A 15,830-nucleotide genomic window follows, 5' to 3' on the forward strand; every position below is an offset into this window, starting at 1 on the left:
GGATCCGGCCACGGCCGCCCGGTGGTCACGCGCAGTGTAAATATCCCAAGGACAAAACCGGTTCAAGGCACCTTGTTAGTAATTACTGGTGAGCTTGGATGCATAAGTATTGTCCAGTGACATAGAAGAAAGAGGAACTCCTCATGGCAGTCAAGATTAAGCTGCAGCGCCTGGGTAAGATTCGTACCGCTCAGTACCGCGTTGTCGTTGCTGATGCTCGTACCCGTCGCAACGGTGCGGTCATTGAGAACCTGGGCATCTACCACCCGAAGGAAGAGCCGTCGATCATCAAGATTGACTCCGAGCGCGTTCAGTACTGGCTGGGCGTCGGTGCACAGCCGACCGAGCCGGTTCTGGCTCTGCTGAAGGTCACCGGCGATTGGCAGAAGTTCAAGGGCCTCGAGGGTGCAGAGGGCACTCTGAAGGTTGCTGAGCCGAAGCCGACCAAGCTCGAGCTGTTCAACAAGGCTCTGGAAGAGGCTAACAACGGCCCGTCCGCTGAGGCCATCACCGCTAAGCGCCGCGAGGCCAAGGAAGCAGCTAAGGCTGCTAAGGAAGCTGAGGAGGCCGCAAAGGCTGCCGAGGCTGAGGCTGCTGAGTCCGAGGCTTCCGAGGACGCCGAGTAATAAGGACGCTGAGTACGCCGCTTAGCTAATCCGGGCGCTACCTTATACTTCAAGACGAAGTGTTGGGTGGCGCCTTTTTTGCTTTACGCGGGTGTTTTACAGAGCCTTTATAAGAGAGGGAGTGTGCGCGTGTCGGTAGCTGACATGGTGCTTATTGGCCGAGTGATTAAGCCCCACGGTGTGCGCGGGGAAGTCGTCGTCGATGCGACAACGGATGACCCGGAAGGGCGTTTCGCAGTCGGGACCACGCTGTTGGGTGTACAGGCCGGCCGTGAGGAACAGCTGACTGTGAAAACGGCGCGCCCGCACCAGGGGCGTTTGCTGGTTCGCTTCGAGGAGATTCCGGGACGCAATGAGGCCGAGCGCCATCGGGGCATGAAGTTTTATGCAGAGCCTGTCTTCGAAGACGAGGACTTCTATGACTTTGAGCTCGTTGGCCTGCACGTTGTCCACAACGGCACCGATATCGGTGAGGTCACTTCTATTGTCCGTGCTCCCGCTCACCGTCTCCTTGAAGTCACGCTCGACGCCGGCGGCCGGGAGGTTCTTATCCCCCTGGTAGAGGAAATCGTTCCGGAAGTAGACCTTGAAAACTCTACCGTCACCATCACGCCGCCGGAAGGACTGTTGGAGCTGTGAGCTTACGTCTCGATGTAGTCACAATCTTCCCGGAGTACCTCGAGCCACTGCGTCATGCGCTGCTGGGCAAGGCAATTGAGCAGGGCATTTTAAGCGTCGGAGTGCACAACCTGCGCGACTGGGCGCCAGGCGTACACCAAGCCGTGGATGACTCGCCCTACGGCGGTGGCCCCGGCATGGTTATGAAGCCGGATGTCTGGGGTCCCGCCCTCGACGAGGTGGCGGCGCTGAAAGCGGAGCAGTCGCTGACATCCGCAGTGCCACATTTGGACAATGTCCGCCATGATCAGAAATTGGGTTTGGCCGAGGAATCTTCCTATGCTGCAGCGGAAGTGCCGTCGTTAAGCGAAGAAGATTCAGCGAAGCCCCTGCTGATTGTCCCGACGCCGGCGGGCGAGCCGTTTACGCAGCAGATGGCGCAGGAGTTCTCACACGAGGAGCACATTGTGTTCGCGTGCGGGCGCTACGAGGGCATTGACCAGCGCGTTATTGATGATGCCGCTAATCGTTACCGCGTGCGTGAGGTCTCTATTGGGGACTATGTGCTGATCGGCGGGGAAGTGGCGGTGCTGGTGATTGCGGAGTCCGTCGTACGGTTGATCCCGGGTGTGTTGGGCAACCGCAAGAGCCACGAGGAGGACTCCTTCTCGGACGGGCTGCTCGAAGGTCCGTCCTACACCAAGCCGCGCGAGTGGCGTGGACTGGCCGTGCCGGATGTTCTCCTCAGCGGCAATCACGCGCTGGTGGACCGTTGGCGGCGCGATCAGGCACTGATTCGCACGGCCGAACGTCGTCCAGATTTGCTTGCCGACGTCGATCTCAGCGCCCGTGACCAGAAAATAATCCAAGAGGTCATTGGGGAAGTAACCGAGGAGAACTGCTAGTGGCACGTGTTCGAATCGCGCGACCCCGGCACGTCATTGGTTGGTTAGCTGTTCTAGGGGCACTGGCGTGGTTCACCCAGACGCAGCTGGCCGGGAGCGTGGATCAGTCGTTTGCGGGCTGGGTCAGTGACCTGCATGGGGTGCGGGATGGCCGCGTCGATAGTTTGATGCTGACTTTGAGCGAGATTATCCGGCCGATTTACGTCGCGCCGGTCACGCTTGTTGCTGCGGCACTCCTGTGGTTCCGCTTCCGTGCCTGGGCGTTGCTACTGCCGGCGTCATTCGGTTCGTCGATTGCGGTGACTTATGCCATGAAGTGGTTTTTGGACCGCGACCGACCGGGTGAGGAGTTCTCACTGGTCAACCTACATGATGCGGCGTTTCCCTCTGCGCATGTGGCAGCGGTTACTTCCAGCGGTATGGCCGCGATGCAGCTGGCCATCCCCGTATTGCGCCGCACAGCCCGCAAGCTGCTCGATCTGGCCATCATCGCGCTTATCGGCGCTGTGGCACTGTCGCGCGTGTGGGTCGGGGCGCACTGGCTTACCGATGTTATTGGCGGCCTCATCGCCGGAGTTGTTGGCTTAGCAGTTGCGCTGCTAGTTCTTAGGAGATGGCCACGAGCACGGCGCTACGCGCTGCCTTAGTCTCCTCGTAGAAGGCCACGAGTTCGCGGTACCGCTGCGTCGCAGTGGCTTCGTCGATAAGCGAACCATTGTCCGTGATGCGGGCGGCAAGATCGATGCTTGCCAGCGTCTGGTGCACGTCGCCGACGCGATCGGCGCGGATGACTGCAGACAGCGGCTTGCGGCAGACGCGGTCGGCGCCGAGGATGGCCTCCGCCAGCGGGTCGCCGAGCGCCTGGCCGTCGATGGGATTGCCGGTCAACGTTCGCAGCAGGGACTCCCAGTCCGTGTCGATGTCCAGGGCGTCTTCGTCCGGAACGTCGACGAAGTGCTGCAGGATAATCTTCTCCGCGCCGTCGTTAACAAGCCCCGCCGTGCCGCCGTCGCTGGTCGCCGCAGGTGCTGCGACCTCAACTAACCGCGCTGCCTCCTCATCGGAAATGCGCAGGTATTCGGCACAGAGTTTCTGCTTCATGGGGCTCCTTTTTCGGTGTTTACTGCGAGCCTTCTGTGGGGCGTTCGCCAATTGGTACTTCCACGATAGTAAAGTTGCCCGGGTGATTTCATCAGTAATTGCCCGAGAACTCGCCGCCACTGGTGCGGACGTTGCCGAAAGTGCCGTCGCCGCCGCTATCAAGCTTCTCGACGAAGGCAACACCGTGCCTTTCATCGCCCGCTATCGCAAGGAAGTAACCGGCGGGCTCGATGACACACAGCTGCGTTTCATCGAGGAACGCGTCGTCTACCTGCGCGAACTGGAAGAGCGCAAGCAGACGATTCTCGCGGCCATCGAAGAGCAGGGAAAGCTTAACGACGACCTCAAGGCCGCCATCCTCGCCTGCGATACCAAGGCACGGCTGGAGGATCTCTACCTGCCGTACAAGAAGAAGCGCAAGACCAAGGCCGATATTGCGCGTGAGGCCGGGTACGAACCGCTGGTGGAGGAGCTACTGGCCGACCCCGCCGCGGACCCCGAGACTCTGGCCACTAAGTACGGCGAGGCAGCTGGCAAGGATGCGAAGGATGCTCTGACCGGTGCCCGTGCCATTTTGGTCGATCGCTTCGCTACTGATGCTGATTTGGTTGGCTCTGTCCGTGAGCAGGTGTGGTCTTCCGGTTCCGCCGCCGCTGCCGTGGTGGAGGGCAAGGAATCCGTTGGCGCGAAGTACCGCGACTACTTCGAGCACAACGAACCTCTGGACACCATGCCAAGCCACCGTGTGCTGGCCGTGCTGCGCGGTGAGGCCGAGGGCATCCTGACTCTCAATATCGATGCGGGTGAGCATGAGACCTACGAACACATGATTCGTGAGGCCTTCGAGCTTCCCGACGGCGGTGCCTCCAAGTGGATCGACCAGGCCGTTCGCTTCGGCTGGCGTACCAAGTTGGAGGTGTCCGCTGCCCTCGATGCCCGCACTCGACTGAAGGAGCGCGCCGAGGCCGAAGCCGTGGATGTCTTCGCCCGTAATCTGCGCGACCTGTTGCTGGCTGCCCCTGCTGGTCAGCGCGCCACACTCGGCCTGGACCCGGGGTACCGCAATGGTGTGAAGTGCGCCGTTGTCGACTCCACCGGCAAGGTCCTCGATACCGCCATCGTTTATCCGCACCAGCCGCGCAATGACTGGTCCGGCGCCAAGGAACAGCTGGCCACTCTCTGCGCCACTCATCGAGTGGAGCTCATGGCCATCGGCAACGGCACCGCTTCCCGCGAGACCGAAACCCTGGCTCGCGAAATCGCCGACCTGATTGCTCAGGCCGGCGGCAAGAAGCCGACCCCTGTGGTGGTCTCTGAGGCCGGTGCTTCCGTCTACTCCGCATCGTCCCTGGCAGCAGCTGAGTTCCCGGACATGGATGTATCTCTCCGCGGTGCCGTGTCGATTGCCCGCCGCCTGCAGGACCCGCTTGCCGAGCTCGTCAAAATCGATCCGAAGTCCATCGGTGTCGGCCAGTACCAACATGATGTTTCCCAGACCAAGCTCGAGCACTCACTCGACGCGGTTGTGGAGGACGCGGTGAATGCTGTCGGTGTCGAGGTCAATACCGCCTCCGCGCCGCTGCTCGGTCGCGTTGCTGGCGTGTCCTCGACTGTTGCGGACAATATCGTCGCCTACCGAGACGAAAACGGCGCTTTCACCTCACGCAAGGAACTGCTGAAGGTTCCGCGTCTCGGTCCCAAGGCCTTCGAGCAGTGCGCTGGCTTCTTGCGCATCCACGGCGCTGACAACCCGCTGGATGCCTCTGCCGTGCACCCGGAGTCCTACAGCGTCGTCGATGCCATCGCCGCGTCGGCTGGCGTTAGTGTCCAGGAGCTCATCGGTAATTCCCGCGTCCTTTCCAAGGTGCGTGCTGCGGAATTCGTCGATGAGTCCGCAGGTATCGGCCTGCCCACCGTCCAGGACATCTTGGCTGAGCTGGACAAGCCTGGCCGCGATCCGCGTCCCGAGTTCGTCACCGCCACCTTCAAGGAAGGCGTGGAGAAGATCTCCGATCTTCAGCCAGGCATGATTCTCGAGGGCATCGTCACCAACGTCGCGGCCTTCGGCGCCTTCGTCGACGTCGGGGTCCACCAGGACGGCCTCGTTCACGTCTCCAACATGGCCCGCGGTTTCGTCTCCGACCCACATGAGGTCGTCCGCTCGGGCGAGGTGGTCAAGGTGAAGGTTCTCGACGTTGACGTCGAACGCAACCGCATCGGTCTATCGCTCAGGCTTGACGACGACGCCTCGGATGCCAAGCCAAAGCGTGACGGCGGTCGCGGAGAAGGCCGTGGAGGCGGCCGCAAGCGTGGTTCCCAGAATAAGAAGCGCGGTGGAGCCAACCGCGGTGGAGGCGGCGGTTCCATGGCTGACGCGCTGCGCAGGGCAGGCTTTTAGCGCTTGATTTATTAGTGCATAGCCTATTGGCGCATAGCGTCGATGCGGCTGTTGATCTCACCCGCGACAGCCGCAGCCATTCCATCAGGTACGACGATGGTGTAATCGGAACCTGAGGTCTCAATCTTGACGGCCTCGCCTGACCGGGCCGCAACGCTGATGCGACCGTCATTGCCGAGGCGAAGGCCAATACCGCCACCATCGGCCCAGTTATATTTCCCCGGTGCCGCGTACTTAACGGTTCGAAGCTCGATGCGGTGTTTCATCTTCAGCGGTCCACAGCCGTAAAAAACGGTAACGGAATCGGTATTCGGGTCCGTGTCTAGTGTCATGCCGGTTTCATATGCGATGAGGAATAGCGGCGTGCACAGCAGAAAAATAATGCCCAGGCTTGGCAGGAATACTGCGAGCGCTACAGACACCACGCACCAGACTGCGAGGGCGACCTTGACGCCTTTAGAGATGGTCACACTGACATCGATGGGAGTCGGGTCTCCTTCTCGATGGGGCAACTGTGGCGATGTCGGCTCAGTGACCGTGGCGTCGGTAAGCGAGGAGTAGTCCTTGAGGCGGCGCGTCACGAACAGGGCAGCGACTAGGCCGATGATGACACCGGCTATTGCATAGATCCAGCCGATTCGGGCGGTCGTAGGGTCCGTCGTGTCGATTTGCGGGATGATAATCGCAAATTCAACGCCGATTAAGAAGCCGCAGAGAGCGAGGTTGGTTATTGCAATTGGCTTGCGTACGACAAGCGGCGTACTGGTCTTGGCGCCGAGCCAACCGATCTGCGCACATGCTATGACGATGATCGCCATAATCAATGTGCTTTGAACTGGCGGCATGAAATCGTTGGGAGTGTCGTTACCGCTCCAATGCGTTGCTAATTGCTCCGGTAGTCGGTCGGAAATGGCAATTACCCACAGAAGCTGTGCAATGGCCAGAACGCACGGGGCGATGATTGTTCCTCGAACAATCCAGGAGTCAAAGCGTGGAATCTGCTGCATGGAGACAATCTAGCAGTTGGGGGCGGGTGCTTTGTAGCAACCGTCGGCGGCGCTCGATATTGGCGTGCTGTATCAGCGTGACGTTGTAGCGAGCGGTTTTAGCGTGCCGTCTTGCCGTGCGCGGAGTTTCGCAAGAATATGCACCTCGCGAGATTTAATAACGCACTCAATAACACACTCGAAAATACAAGCGAAAAAGTTTTATTAAAGGGGTTGCACAATCGAACAAGGGTGCTAGAATGGGGGTATCAAGAACAAAGTGCTTGAGCTTCTCTTCTTGGCGTTGAGCTAGTGGTATTCACTCGTCATCGACACTGAGCGGGGTTGGGGCTTTGGGGGAACAATGTCTGAAAAAGATAGTCCGGCCAAACAACCGTCCGATGTTTACCAAGCGGCTCTGCTGCCTGAAGCGCCGCAGTTTTTCCACGAGTCATCCACGAACCAGTTGGCGGTGGCGGGTATCCAACGCAACCGCTTGGAACTGGGTATAGCTTGCGGTTGCACGCCGAAGTCGCTTGAGATTGATGTGGATGCATACATTGCTGAAATCGCGCCCGAGTTGGGTATTTCCCGCGGTAAAGCGCTCGAGTATGTAGAGGTCGGCATTCAGTTAGCGCGCATGCCTCGGCTGGGTGCCTTTATTAAAGCTCGAGCTCATTTGCCCTTTGCGCATTTGATCACCATTGCTCGCGCGACAGCGCCGCTCCACGACCCAGAGGTGCGTGCAGCTGTTGAAGAAGAAATTGCCCGCTTTGTCATTCCCCGAAAGCATGGCGAGGCACTCCGGGGAGTTCGCAGCCTACATAAATTCCTGCAACGGGTTATCGAAGAAATTGAACCTCAGCTTCGCCCCAAAAACCTTCCGGGTGATGTCGATCCGCTGCTTCCTGCAGGAGAACGCGAAATAGTAGGAGAGAGTATCGGTTTTGAAGAGAGCGACAACTTCGCGGAAGTTTTTATGGAGCTGGAAAAGACCCGCGCTCTCGAATTCAAAACCACCCTCGAGTCCATCTCCAGCTCAGCTGGCTGCACTCGAGTCGAAGCTTTGACACACCTCATCCGCGGCACCGCCGAGGCAAAAATCGTACTCAACCTATACTGTCCTGCCACAGAGGAGCGCCCCCGCACCGCCTGGCTTGGCGGCGTTGGCTGGATCTCGCAGTTAGCTACGCAGGCGTGGATTGATAAGGTCACGCATATTCGTATGCTTGCCGACGAAACCGCGGAGGGCTACGCCCCAACCGAAAGTCAGAGAGCCTTCGTTAAAGGTCGGGACGGAACGTGTCGCTTTCCGGGGTGTGATGTACCCGCGGAGCTCTGCGACATTGACCATATTGAGCCGTACGACAAAGAGCACCCAGAGGAGGGCGGGGCAACGGAAACGCCGAACCTCCACTGCCTCTGCCGCCGGCACCACAACATGAAAACAGCTGGTCTTTGGAATGTTGCACGTGATCGGGGTGGGGTGGAACTGTGGACGTCGTCAAGCACGGGCAATAAGGCGGTGAGCCTGGAAAATGGGCCGCTCGCCGGGCGCGGACGCTACACCTTTGACAAGCGGGGCCTGCGACTGACTCAAGCGCTGGAAGAATATAACCAGTATCGCCAAGAGCTGATTGAGCAATCGCGGAAGCTGGTCGAGGAAGCGCGCAGGGGAGAAGACGTCGATACTCCCAACCCGCAAGATCCACAAGACCCGGAAGGCCCGGAAGCCCCGCAAGACCCGCCGAGCATGGAAGGGTTTGGTTTCTGACCAGGGGGTGTGTAATAATTTCCAGGTTGTCTTTATAGGCAGCTTTACCTGTTTCGGGCATGAACCGGCCGAGCGTCCCTCTGTGGGAAAGCGCCGCCAGGGTCCTCTGTCTATGCAAAAAGTAAAGGAATAAGTTTCCATGAACATTCTTGACAAGGTTGATGCAGCATACCTGCGCGACGACGTTCCGGAGTTCCGCGCTGGTGACACCGTCGAGGTCGACGTAAAGATCGTTGAAGGTAAGACCGAGCGTATTCAGGTCTTCAAGGGCGTCGTTATCCGCCGTCAGGGTGGTGGCGTGCGCGAGACCTTCACCGTCCGCAAGATGTCCTTCGGTATCGGCGTTGAGCGTACCTTCCCGGTGCACTCTCCGAACATCGACGAGATTCGCGTTGTCTTCAAGGGCGACGTTCGCCGTGCGAAGCTGTACTACCTGCGCAACCTGCGCGGTAAGGCTGCACGCATCAAGGAGCGCCGCTAGTCTTTTGGCGCAAAATGATCCCCATCGAGTGTTGAGCTCGGTGGGGATTTTTCTATCGCGTATAGTCTTTTCCCATGACCGACGACGATTCTCGCGAACAGACTGACGGCCAAAAAGAAGACCGTACTGAAGGCTTGAAAGGCTTCCGGAAACTCGACGAGGAGCCTGAAAAGCACACTCCGTGGTACATCGAGATTCCAATCATTATCGTGATTGCCCTGCTCATCAGTGCCGGTGTGCAGTCCTTTATCGGCCGCGTCTACGTGATTCCATCCGAGTCGATGCAGCCGACGCTCAACGGATGCGCCGGGTGCACGGGTGACCGCATTTGGGTGGATAAGGTTTCCTACCAGTTCTCAGATCCCAAGCCCGGCGATGTTGTCGTCTTTAATGGCCCGGAGTCCTGGAATAGTAACTACGTGTCACAGCGTTCTACTAACCCGGTGGCGAACTCGCTGCAGACGGTTGGTTCCTGGATTGGCCTTGTCGCCCCGGATGAAAATGCGTTGGTCAAGCGTGTGATGGCCACGGGTGGGCAGACTGTGCAGTGTCGCCCAGGAGATCCCGGCATCATGGTTGACGGCAAGATGACAGAGCAGGATTTCATTAAAACTCCGGCAGACAAGCCAGTGGTGGATAATCTTGGCTCTGAGCAGTGTGGTGGCCCGTACTTCGGGCCGGTAACAGTGCCGGAGGGGCATCTGTGGGTCATGGGTGACAACCGCACCAACTCTGCGGACTCTCGCTATCACATGGGTGACGAGCTGCAGGGTACTGTGCCTCTGGATAACGTCGTCGGCAAGGTGCAGGCAATCATCCTGCCGTTTAACCGCATCGGTGGCGTCGATGATCCGGATATCCAGCACAACTAGTCAGCACCGTCTGCTCACGCCGCCGGCGCCGAAACTGCGGAGGTTGAAGCAGTCGCGCACGATGGAGGTCGCACTGGCAAAGCGCGGCCTTGGGCCTGTAGCTGGGGTCGACGAGGCTGGCCGCGGCGCCTGTGCAGGCCCGATAGTTATCGCTGCCTGCTGCCTTCCCGAACGCCCCATCGCAGAGCTGGATAAGCTCACCGATTCTAAAAAGCTCACGCCAGCCGCACGCGAACGGCTCTTTCCGCTCATCCAGCGCTTCGCCATCTCTTTCTGCGTGACGACGATCCCCGCATCCTACATCGATCAATTCGGCATCCAGGACGCGAATGTCACTGGAATGCGCCGCGCGGTAGCCGGTTTGGAGCAGCGCCCTGGCTACGTGCTTACCGACGCGCTCAAGGTGTCTGGCTTCACCGCACCCTATTTGCCCGTGATTGGTGGTGATTCCACCTGCCGATGTATTGCTGCTGCGAGTGTCTTAGCCAAAGTCACCCGCGACCGCATTATGGTTGACCTATCGGAGAAGTATCCGGACTATGGTCTGGCGGGGCATAAGGGCTACGGCACGGCATCGCATATGGAAGCGATTTCACGCCATGGCGCAACCCCGGAGCATCGGTGGTCATACCGCAATGTGCGCTTGGCACACGCGGAGTATCTTGAGCACCCCGAATAGACCAACATGTACAAAAAGAGCAACATGTAAACACTCGAAGGAGCCGTCGCGGTCGTGAGCGCAGAAGATCTAGAAAACTACGAGGCCGACGTTGAACTATCCCTGTACAAGGAGTTCCGCGATGTCGTTAGTCAGTTTTCCTACGTAGTTGAGACGGAGCGCAGGTTCTACCTTGCTAATGCTGTGGAGCTGATTCCGCACAACAGCGAAAACGAGGTCTATTTCGAGCTGCGGATGTCGGATGCGTGGGTGTGGGATGTCCATCGCCCGGCTCGGTTTGTCCGCTACGTGCGCGTTATCACTTTCAAGGATGTCAATATCGAGGAACTGGATAAGCCGGACTTGCGACTGCCGTAGTTTATCGTCGGTTGTCATCGCTTGTCATCGCTTGTTATGGCAAGCTGCTGACAGTTATCCACAGTCGAAAAATTATCCACAGTTAGGGCCCTCCGAGCATCTATCGGAGGGCCTTTGTCATGCCCGCTGTGCAAGAGTGTTTCCGAACCGCCAAGGCACAATTCAACGGGGAACCAGGGGGACTGGGGGCTATGACACAGAGCTTTGAAGAACTGACCACGAGACAGCTCGGCGCGTTTGGGGAGGATTTCGTTGCTGAGATGTTGGAGGATTACGGGTGGGAAGTTATTGCTCGGAATGAGCGGGTCGGGCGCTATGAGCTCGATCTTATTGCTGAAGACATCAACGGCAGGCTGCATTTTGTGGAAGTAAAAACGCGGCGCAGCTCGCGAAGTAGTCAGTTTGGGGACGGCAGAGAGGCCATCACAGCGGCTAAGCTTCGTCATTTACGCAAGGCGGCGGCGCAGTGGCTGTCAGAAAGTTCTACCTACTGGTTGGAGTCCATAGTTATCGACTGTGCAGAAGTCACAGTGTCCAGCCCTTCGTCCGGTCCTCCAGTCGTAGCGGTTACATACATTCCCGCAATCTGCGACGCGATCATGTGGGACTGCTAGATGACTGTCGGTACAGCTCTTGCAGTCAGCCTCAGTGGCATTGAAGGAACTATTGTGCAGGTGGAAGCCGATGTTGGGCGTGGTTTGCCGGGAATGTATATCGGTGGGCTCGGCGATGCCGCCGTCGGAGAAGCCAAACATCGCGTGCGTACGGCGGTTGCTAACTCGCAGCTGCCCTGGCCGAAGACAAAGGTCGTGGTGAGTCTGTCTCCGGCGCATATCCGCAAGCACGGCACTAGCTTTGACCTCGCCATCGTCTGCGCCATCCTTATCGCAACCAGCGATGACATGGAGGCCCGAGGTCGTCTCCGCCATACGGTTCTCATTGGCGAACTTGGGCTCGACGGTTCTCATTGGCGAACTTGGGCTCGACGGTTCCATTCGCCCGGTGCGTGGAGTGCTGCCGCAGGTCCTTGCCGCCCGCGAGGCCGGCGCCCGTTGGGTTGTCGTTCCCGCCGCCAACGCCGCCGAGGCCGCGCTCGTCGACGGCATCGCAGTCTGCACCGCAGCCGACCTCACACAGCTATGGGGCTGGGTACTCACCGGCTCAGGTTTGACGACCGCGCTTAACGACGACCCCAGCGAAGAAGCCTTCTCGGTAGACCTGGCCGATGTCGATGGCCAACCTGACGCCCGCTTCGCGCTCGAGGTAGCGGCAGCCGGTGGGCACAATCTGTTCATGCAGGGTTCTCCGGGAACTGGGAAGTCCATGCTCGCTGAGCGCTTGCCCACAATTCTGCCGCCATTGCAGAAGTGGCAGCAGTTGGAGGTCACTGCGCTGCATTCGGTGGCCGGAGCACTGGATACTACGGACACTCTTGTCCAACATCCGCCGTTTGTGGCACCGCATCACAGCGCGACTGTGGCAGCGCTAGTCGGCGGCGGTGCTGTGCCCAAGCCCGGCGCGATTAGCCTTGCCCACCATGGGGTGCTCTTCTTGGACGAAATTACCCTCATGCGCCCGGCGGTATTGGATGCGTTGCGGATGCCGATGGAAAACGGGGTGGTCGTCCACCTGCGTACGCACCACCGAGTGACCTTTCCGGCGAGAACACAACTAGTCATGGCGACTAATCCCTGTCGGTGCGGGGCGGCGTACGCCAGCGAATGCACTTGTTCCAGTACCGAGCGAGCCAAGCATGGTCGCGCATTATCGGGCCCGCTACGCGATCGTATGGATCTCAACGTCACGCTCAGTCCTGCCGGGGCCAAGCTGGGCATCAAAAACAAAGCACACAATGAGCCTTCCGCGGCCGTTCGCAATCGGGTACAGGCCGCACGTGACCGTGCCTGCCACCGATGGCAGGCCCTGGGGCTTGCCGATGAAGCAGCCGTCACCAACGCGAGTGTGCCACGCTCGCTTCTCCGTCGTCATGCGGGCCTGGACGAAGAGGCGATGGCGTTATTGGACTTCCAGTTGAGGAACGGAGAGATTACCCAGCGGGGAGTGGACAAAGTAATCGCAGTCGCGTGGACGCTCGCAGACCTCGAGGGGGCAGACGCGTTTACCTTCGAGCATGTGCAACGCGCCTGCCAGCTGCACGACCGCGAGAGCAGCTAATACAACCGAACCATTATCAAGGGGGAGAAATGGATGAAATTCACGCGTGGGCTTACCTGAATCGTGTGGTAGAGGCGACGCATCCGCAGATTGTGCGGCTCGTGACGGAGTTTGGGCCGGTAGAGGTAGCGGAGAGGATCAAGGCTCGCGCCGGGCTGCCGGAAGGTCTACTCAATACGACGCAGGCAAGGGCCGACGTTGACCAGAGCGGCCACGATTTGGAGTCGGCGGCGGCGATGGGGTGGCGTCTCATCTATCCGGGGCACCCAGAGTGGCCGGGGGAGTTGCTGTCCTGCTTTACGACGCTCGAAGTCCGTGACCGCGCCGATGCGCCACCACTTGCGCTGTGGGTGCGTGGGCGTGACTTGCGGGAGATGCTCAGTGAAGCGGTGGCTATTGTCGGAACGCGGATGGCCAGCAGCTACGGGACACAAGTGGCGGCCCAATTCGCGGGGCAGTTCGCGAATGCGGGGGTTAGCGTCATCAGTGGTGGTGCGTTGGGGATTGATGCCGCGGCGCATCGAGCTGCGCTCGACGCTGGTGGCGCTACGGTTGTGGTCGGAGCCGGTGGTGTAGGGGTTGACTATCCGCGAGCGCATGCAGAACTCTTCGACCGGATTGCAGAGCGGGGTGCGCTGGTCACGGAGTATCCACCGGGTGTGCGACCTGCGCGGCATCGGTTTTTGACTAGGAATCGGCTGGTAGCGGCCCTATCGCGGGCAACCACAATCGTCGAGGCGGGCTGGCGTTCAGGGGCACGCAACACAGCGCACTGGGCAGTGAGGTTAAACAAGCCCTTGGGAGCGGTGCCGGGACCGGTGACGCTGCAAACTACCTCTGGCTGTCATGACCTAATCCGCAGTGGCGAGGCTGTCCTGGTGTGTAGTGCCGACAATGTGCGGTCGCTGTATCGGTCAGTTGGCACAGTGAATGAGGACGCTCAGCTTGAATTGTTGTGGGAAAAGTCGGCGGTGCAGAAGCTTTCTCGCAATGAGCTCGCTGTCTTCGACTCTCTGAATTCTGCGGAGCCAACGCCGGTGGGAGAAGTTGCGGCGCAGGCGGGATTAGCCGTGGCGCTTACGACACATTTGTTGCTGGAGCTGCAGGGACAGGGGCTGACCAATCGGGTGGAGGGCGGGTGGTTGCGCCAGGAACAGAAGCGTTAGTGACGCACTAGTAAAGCCTTCTGCAGAGAATCTCGAAAAAATCTTGAATTAGGTATTGCAATTTTTTGTACGCTCAGTAATATAGGCAAGGCAAGCCTAAGTAACTGTTACGGAAACGGGCTTGTGACATGGGTGAGGCAATAGGGCAGTGGCTCTGGCGAAAGTCGGAGTCACTGCCTTTTTCCGCTGTCTGGTGAGGTCTTGCGATGTGTATCTACTAAGGTCAGAACCGTGAAGCGCGCAACCGATAACGACGACAGGGCTGAGTTGGATTTCGGGTTATCCGCCAATATCGAGGCCATACTCATGGATTTTCTCGATGAGCTGACTTATTCCCGCAGACTCTCCGGCGCAACCGTCCGCGCCTATCGAGCCGATCTTATGCCCCTCCTCGCTGGCCTGGACCACATCAGTGAACTCTCCACCCCTGTCATCCGCGCGCACCTCGGCGCGAAGCACGCGGAGGGTGCTGCGCGGGCATCGCTGGCCCGCTTAACGACGTCCATTCGCCAGTTCTGTAGTTGGCTTGTAGCTCGGCAAATTCTCGACGCTGATCCGTCGCTGCGGCTGTCAACGCCGAAGAAGCATCAGCATCTTCCGGAAGTGCTCTCGCCGGAGAAGGTTGAAGAGGCAATCGAGAAAGTCTCCTCCGAGGACAGTGCAGTAGCGGCTCGCGACTTGGCCATCGTGGAATTGCTGTATGCCACTGGGATGCGTGTAGAGGAGCTGTGCAAGGCCGACGTCTCTGATGTGAACTTTTCCCGCCATATCATCTCGGTAGTGGGTAAGGGGGACAAGCAGCGCATCGTGCCCTTCGGTGCACCAGCGGAGGCGGCACTCAAAGGTTGGCTCCAGGTGCGTGGAAACTTTCCTGCTTCCGCACAGGCCGAACATGCGCTTTTTCTCGGTGTGCGTGGAGGCAGGTTGAATCCTCGGCAGGCGCGCCGAGTTATTCATAAATGGGCTGATGTTTCACCGCATGCTCTCCGGCACTCTGCGGCCACGGCCATGGTGGAAGGTGGCGCTGACTTGCGGGTGGTGCAGGAGATGCTCGGCCATTCCAGTCTGGCGACCACGCAGATTTATACCCACGTCTCAGCGGATCGCCTCCGTGAGGTACATAAGCGGGCACATCCGCGCGCTTAATTGCGCAGGGTTGTTTGATTGCGCACAGGCTTGAGCACGATTGGCCTCCGCTGGATCAGATCAAGCGGATTGAGATAGTCCTTGCCGCGCAGCGCGCCCCAATGCAGGCCCGGTTCGGGATGTTTGGCATTGACCACAAGATGGCCAATCACCTGGCCAGCGGCCACGTGGTCTCCCTTTTCTAGTGCGGTATCTATGGGCTGATAGGTTGTGCGGATGCCATCGGCGTGCATGATAGACACGGAAGTCATTCCGGCAATCGAACCGGCGAAATGCACCACACCGGGAGCTGAGGCGCGGATTGGCTGGCCCGGGGAGGCGTTCAGGTCTACTCCGCGATGCCCAGGCTGCCAGCGTTTTTCCGGTGGGGCATAGTCGCGTAGCACTTCGCCGTGGACGGGGAGGGCATGCGCAATGGCGGATATTGGCTCGCCGGTAGCTGTAGGTGGGCTTGGGGGTGTTGTTAGCGCGACAGCGAGCACGAATAGCGCTAATGTGCGCATTAGCGAGCGCCTGGGCCTCTGCTTGGTCGTCATGCGCGATAGT

17 protein-coding genes and 1 pseudogene are annotated in these 15,830 nt (G+C 59.3%); 15 read left to right on the top strand and 3 right to left on the bottom strand.

Annotation, left to right across the window (positions count from 1 at the left end; all coding sequences use genetic code 11):
• Positions 1–143 precede the first annotated feature (143 nt).
• From rpsP to HMPREF1206_RS06550, 4 genes are all read left to right on the top strand, one after another.
• Complete coding sequence (rpsP, locus tag HMPREF1206_RS06535) at positions 144–626, top strand: 30S ribosomal protein S16 (protein ID WP_005509613.1); 483 nt, start codon at positions 144–146, stop codon at positions 624–626.
• Positions 627–770: 144 nt separating this feature from the next.
• On the top strand, positions 771–1,265 hold the full coding sequence (gene rimM, locus HMPREF1206_RS06540; RefSeq protein WP_172620263.1) for a ribosome maturation factor RimM: 495 nt from the start codon (positions 771–773) through the stop codon (positions 1,263–1,265).
• Positions 1,262–2,149, top strand: a complete 888-nt coding sequence (gene trmD, locus HMPREF1206_RS06545; protein ID WP_016422550.1) for a tRNA (guanosine(37)-N1)-methyltransferase TrmD — start codon at positions 1,262–1,264, stop codon at positions 2,147–2,149. The genes rimM and trmD overlap by 4 nt, the downstream gene beginning before the upstream one ends.
• Positions 2,149–2,796 (top strand): phosphatase PAP2 family protein, encoded by a 648-nt coding sequence (locus HMPREF1206_RS06550; protein WP_016422551.1) that lies wholly within the window; start codon positions 2,149–2,151, stop codon positions 2,794–2,796. The genes trmD and HMPREF1206_RS06550 overlap by 1 nt, the downstream gene beginning before the upstream one ends.
• Here HMPREF1206_RS06550 and HMPREF1206_RS06555 read toward each other — a convergent pair.
• Positions 2,756–3,250 carry a DUF1877 family protein gene (locus HMPREF1206_RS06555; RefSeq protein ID WP_016422552.1) on the bottom strand — a complete coding sequence of 165 codons (495 nt, stop codon included), beginning with the start codon at positions 3,248–3,250 and terminating at the stop codon, positions 2,756–2,758. The two genes, HMPREF1206_RS06550 and HMPREF1206_RS06555, sit on opposite strands and share 41 nt — an antisense overlap.
• A gap of 82 nt (positions 3,251–3,332) precedes the next feature.
• Between HMPREF1206_RS06555 and HMPREF1206_RS06560 the strand changes: the two genes are divergently transcribed.
• On the top strand, positions 3,333–5,648 hold the full coding sequence (locus HMPREF1206_RS06560; RefSeq protein ID WP_016422553.1) for a Tex family protein: 2,316 nt from the start codon (positions 3,333–3,335) through the stop codon (positions 5,646–5,648).
• Between the two features lie 23 nt (positions 5,649–5,671).
• On the opposite strand, the gene HMPREF1206_RS06565 is transcribed toward HMPREF1206_RS06560, so the two are convergent.
• On the bottom strand, positions 5,672–6,655 hold the full coding sequence (locus tag HMPREF1206_RS06565; RefSeq protein ID WP_016422554.1) for a DUF1648 domain-containing protein: 984 nt from the start codon (positions 6,653–6,655) through the stop codon (positions 5,672–5,674).
• A gap of 343 nt (positions 6,656–6,998) precedes the next feature.
• On the opposite strand from HMPREF1206_RS06565, the gene HMPREF1206_RS06570 reads away from it, so the two are divergent.
• From HMPREF1206_RS06570 to HMPREF1206_RS06610, 10 genes and pseudogenes are all read left to right on the top strand, one after another.
• Positions 6,999–8,408 (top strand): HNH endonuclease signature motif containing protein, encoded by a 1,410-nt coding sequence (locus HMPREF1206_RS06570; RefSeq protein WP_016422555.1) that lies wholly within the window; start codon positions 6,999–7,001, stop codon positions 8,406–8,408.
• A 139-nt stretch (positions 8,409–8,547) separates the two neighbouring features.
• Positions 8,548–8,889, top strand: a complete 342-nt coding sequence (rplS, locus tag HMPREF1206_RS06575) for a 50S ribosomal protein L19 (protein WP_005509575.1) — start codon at positions 8,548–8,550, stop codon at positions 8,887–8,889.
• 74 nt (positions 8,890–8,963) lie between these two features.
• Positions 8,964–9,761, top strand: coding sequence for a signal peptidase I (gene lepB / locus HMPREF1206_RS06580; protein ID WP_016422556.1), 798 nt, complete (start codon positions 8,964–8,966; stop codon positions 9,759–9,761).
• Entirely contained in the window at positions 9,736–10,440 is a 705-nt protein-coding gene (locus HMPREF1206_RS06585) for a ribonuclease HII (protein WP_081636714.1), read from the top strand. The genes lepB and HMPREF1206_RS06585 overlap by 26 nt, the downstream gene beginning before the upstream one ends.
• Before the next feature lie 54 nt (positions 10,441–10,494).
• Positions 10,495–10,797 (top strand): DUF2469 domain-containing protein, encoded by a 303-nt coding sequence (locus HMPREF1206_RS06590; RefSeq protein WP_005509529.1) that lies wholly within the window; start codon positions 10,495–10,497, stop codon positions 10,795–10,797.
• 191 nt (positions 10,798–10,988) lie between these two features.
• Complete coding sequence (locus HMPREF1206_RS06595) at positions 10,989–11,411, top strand: YraN family protein (protein WP_042389263.1); 423 nt, start codon at positions 10,989–10,991, stop codon at positions 11,409–11,411.
• 93 nt (positions 11,412–11,504) lie between these two features.
• A pseudogene (locus HMPREF1206_RS11390) lies at positions 11,505–11,660 on the top strand (magnesium chelatase domain-containing protein); the annotation flags it as partial.
• Between the two features lie 76 nt (positions 11,661–11,736).
• Positions 11,737–12,972 carry a YifB family Mg chelatase-like AAA ATPase gene (locus HMPREF1206_RS11395; RefSeq protein ID WP_255348481.1) on the top strand — a complete coding sequence of 412 codons (1,236 nt, stop codon included), beginning with the start codon at positions 11,737–11,739 and terminating at the stop codon, positions 12,970–12,972.
• Positions 12,973–13,001: 29 nt separating this feature from the next.
• Positions 13,002–14,138, top strand: a complete 1,137-nt coding sequence (gene dprA / locus HMPREF1206_RS06605) for a DNA-processing protein DprA (protein ID WP_016422559.1) — start codon at positions 13,002–13,004, stop codon at positions 14,136–14,138.
• A gap of 291 nt (positions 14,139–14,429) precedes the next feature.
• Positions 14,430–15,284 (top strand): tyrosine recombinase XerC, encoded by an 855-nt coding sequence (locus tag HMPREF1206_RS06610; RefSeq protein WP_369707173.1) that lies wholly within the window; start codon positions 14,430–14,432, stop codon positions 15,282–15,284.
• Here HMPREF1206_RS06610 and HMPREF1206_RS06615 read toward each other — a convergent pair.
• On the bottom strand, positions 15,281–15,787 hold the full coding sequence (locus HMPREF1206_RS06615) for a murein hydrolase activator EnvC (RefSeq protein WP_016422561.1): 507 nt from the start codon (positions 15,785–15,787) through the stop codon (positions 15,281–15,283). The genes HMPREF1206_RS06610 and HMPREF1206_RS06615 overlap by 4 nt on opposite strands.
• Positions 15,788–15,830 lie beyond the last annotated feature (43 nt).

The organism is Corynebacterium sp. HFH0082, from assembly GCF_000411235.1.
Classification (GTDB): Bacteria; Actinomycetota; Actinomycetes; order Mycobacteriales; family Mycobacteriaceae; genus Corynebacterium; species Corynebacterium jeikeium_D.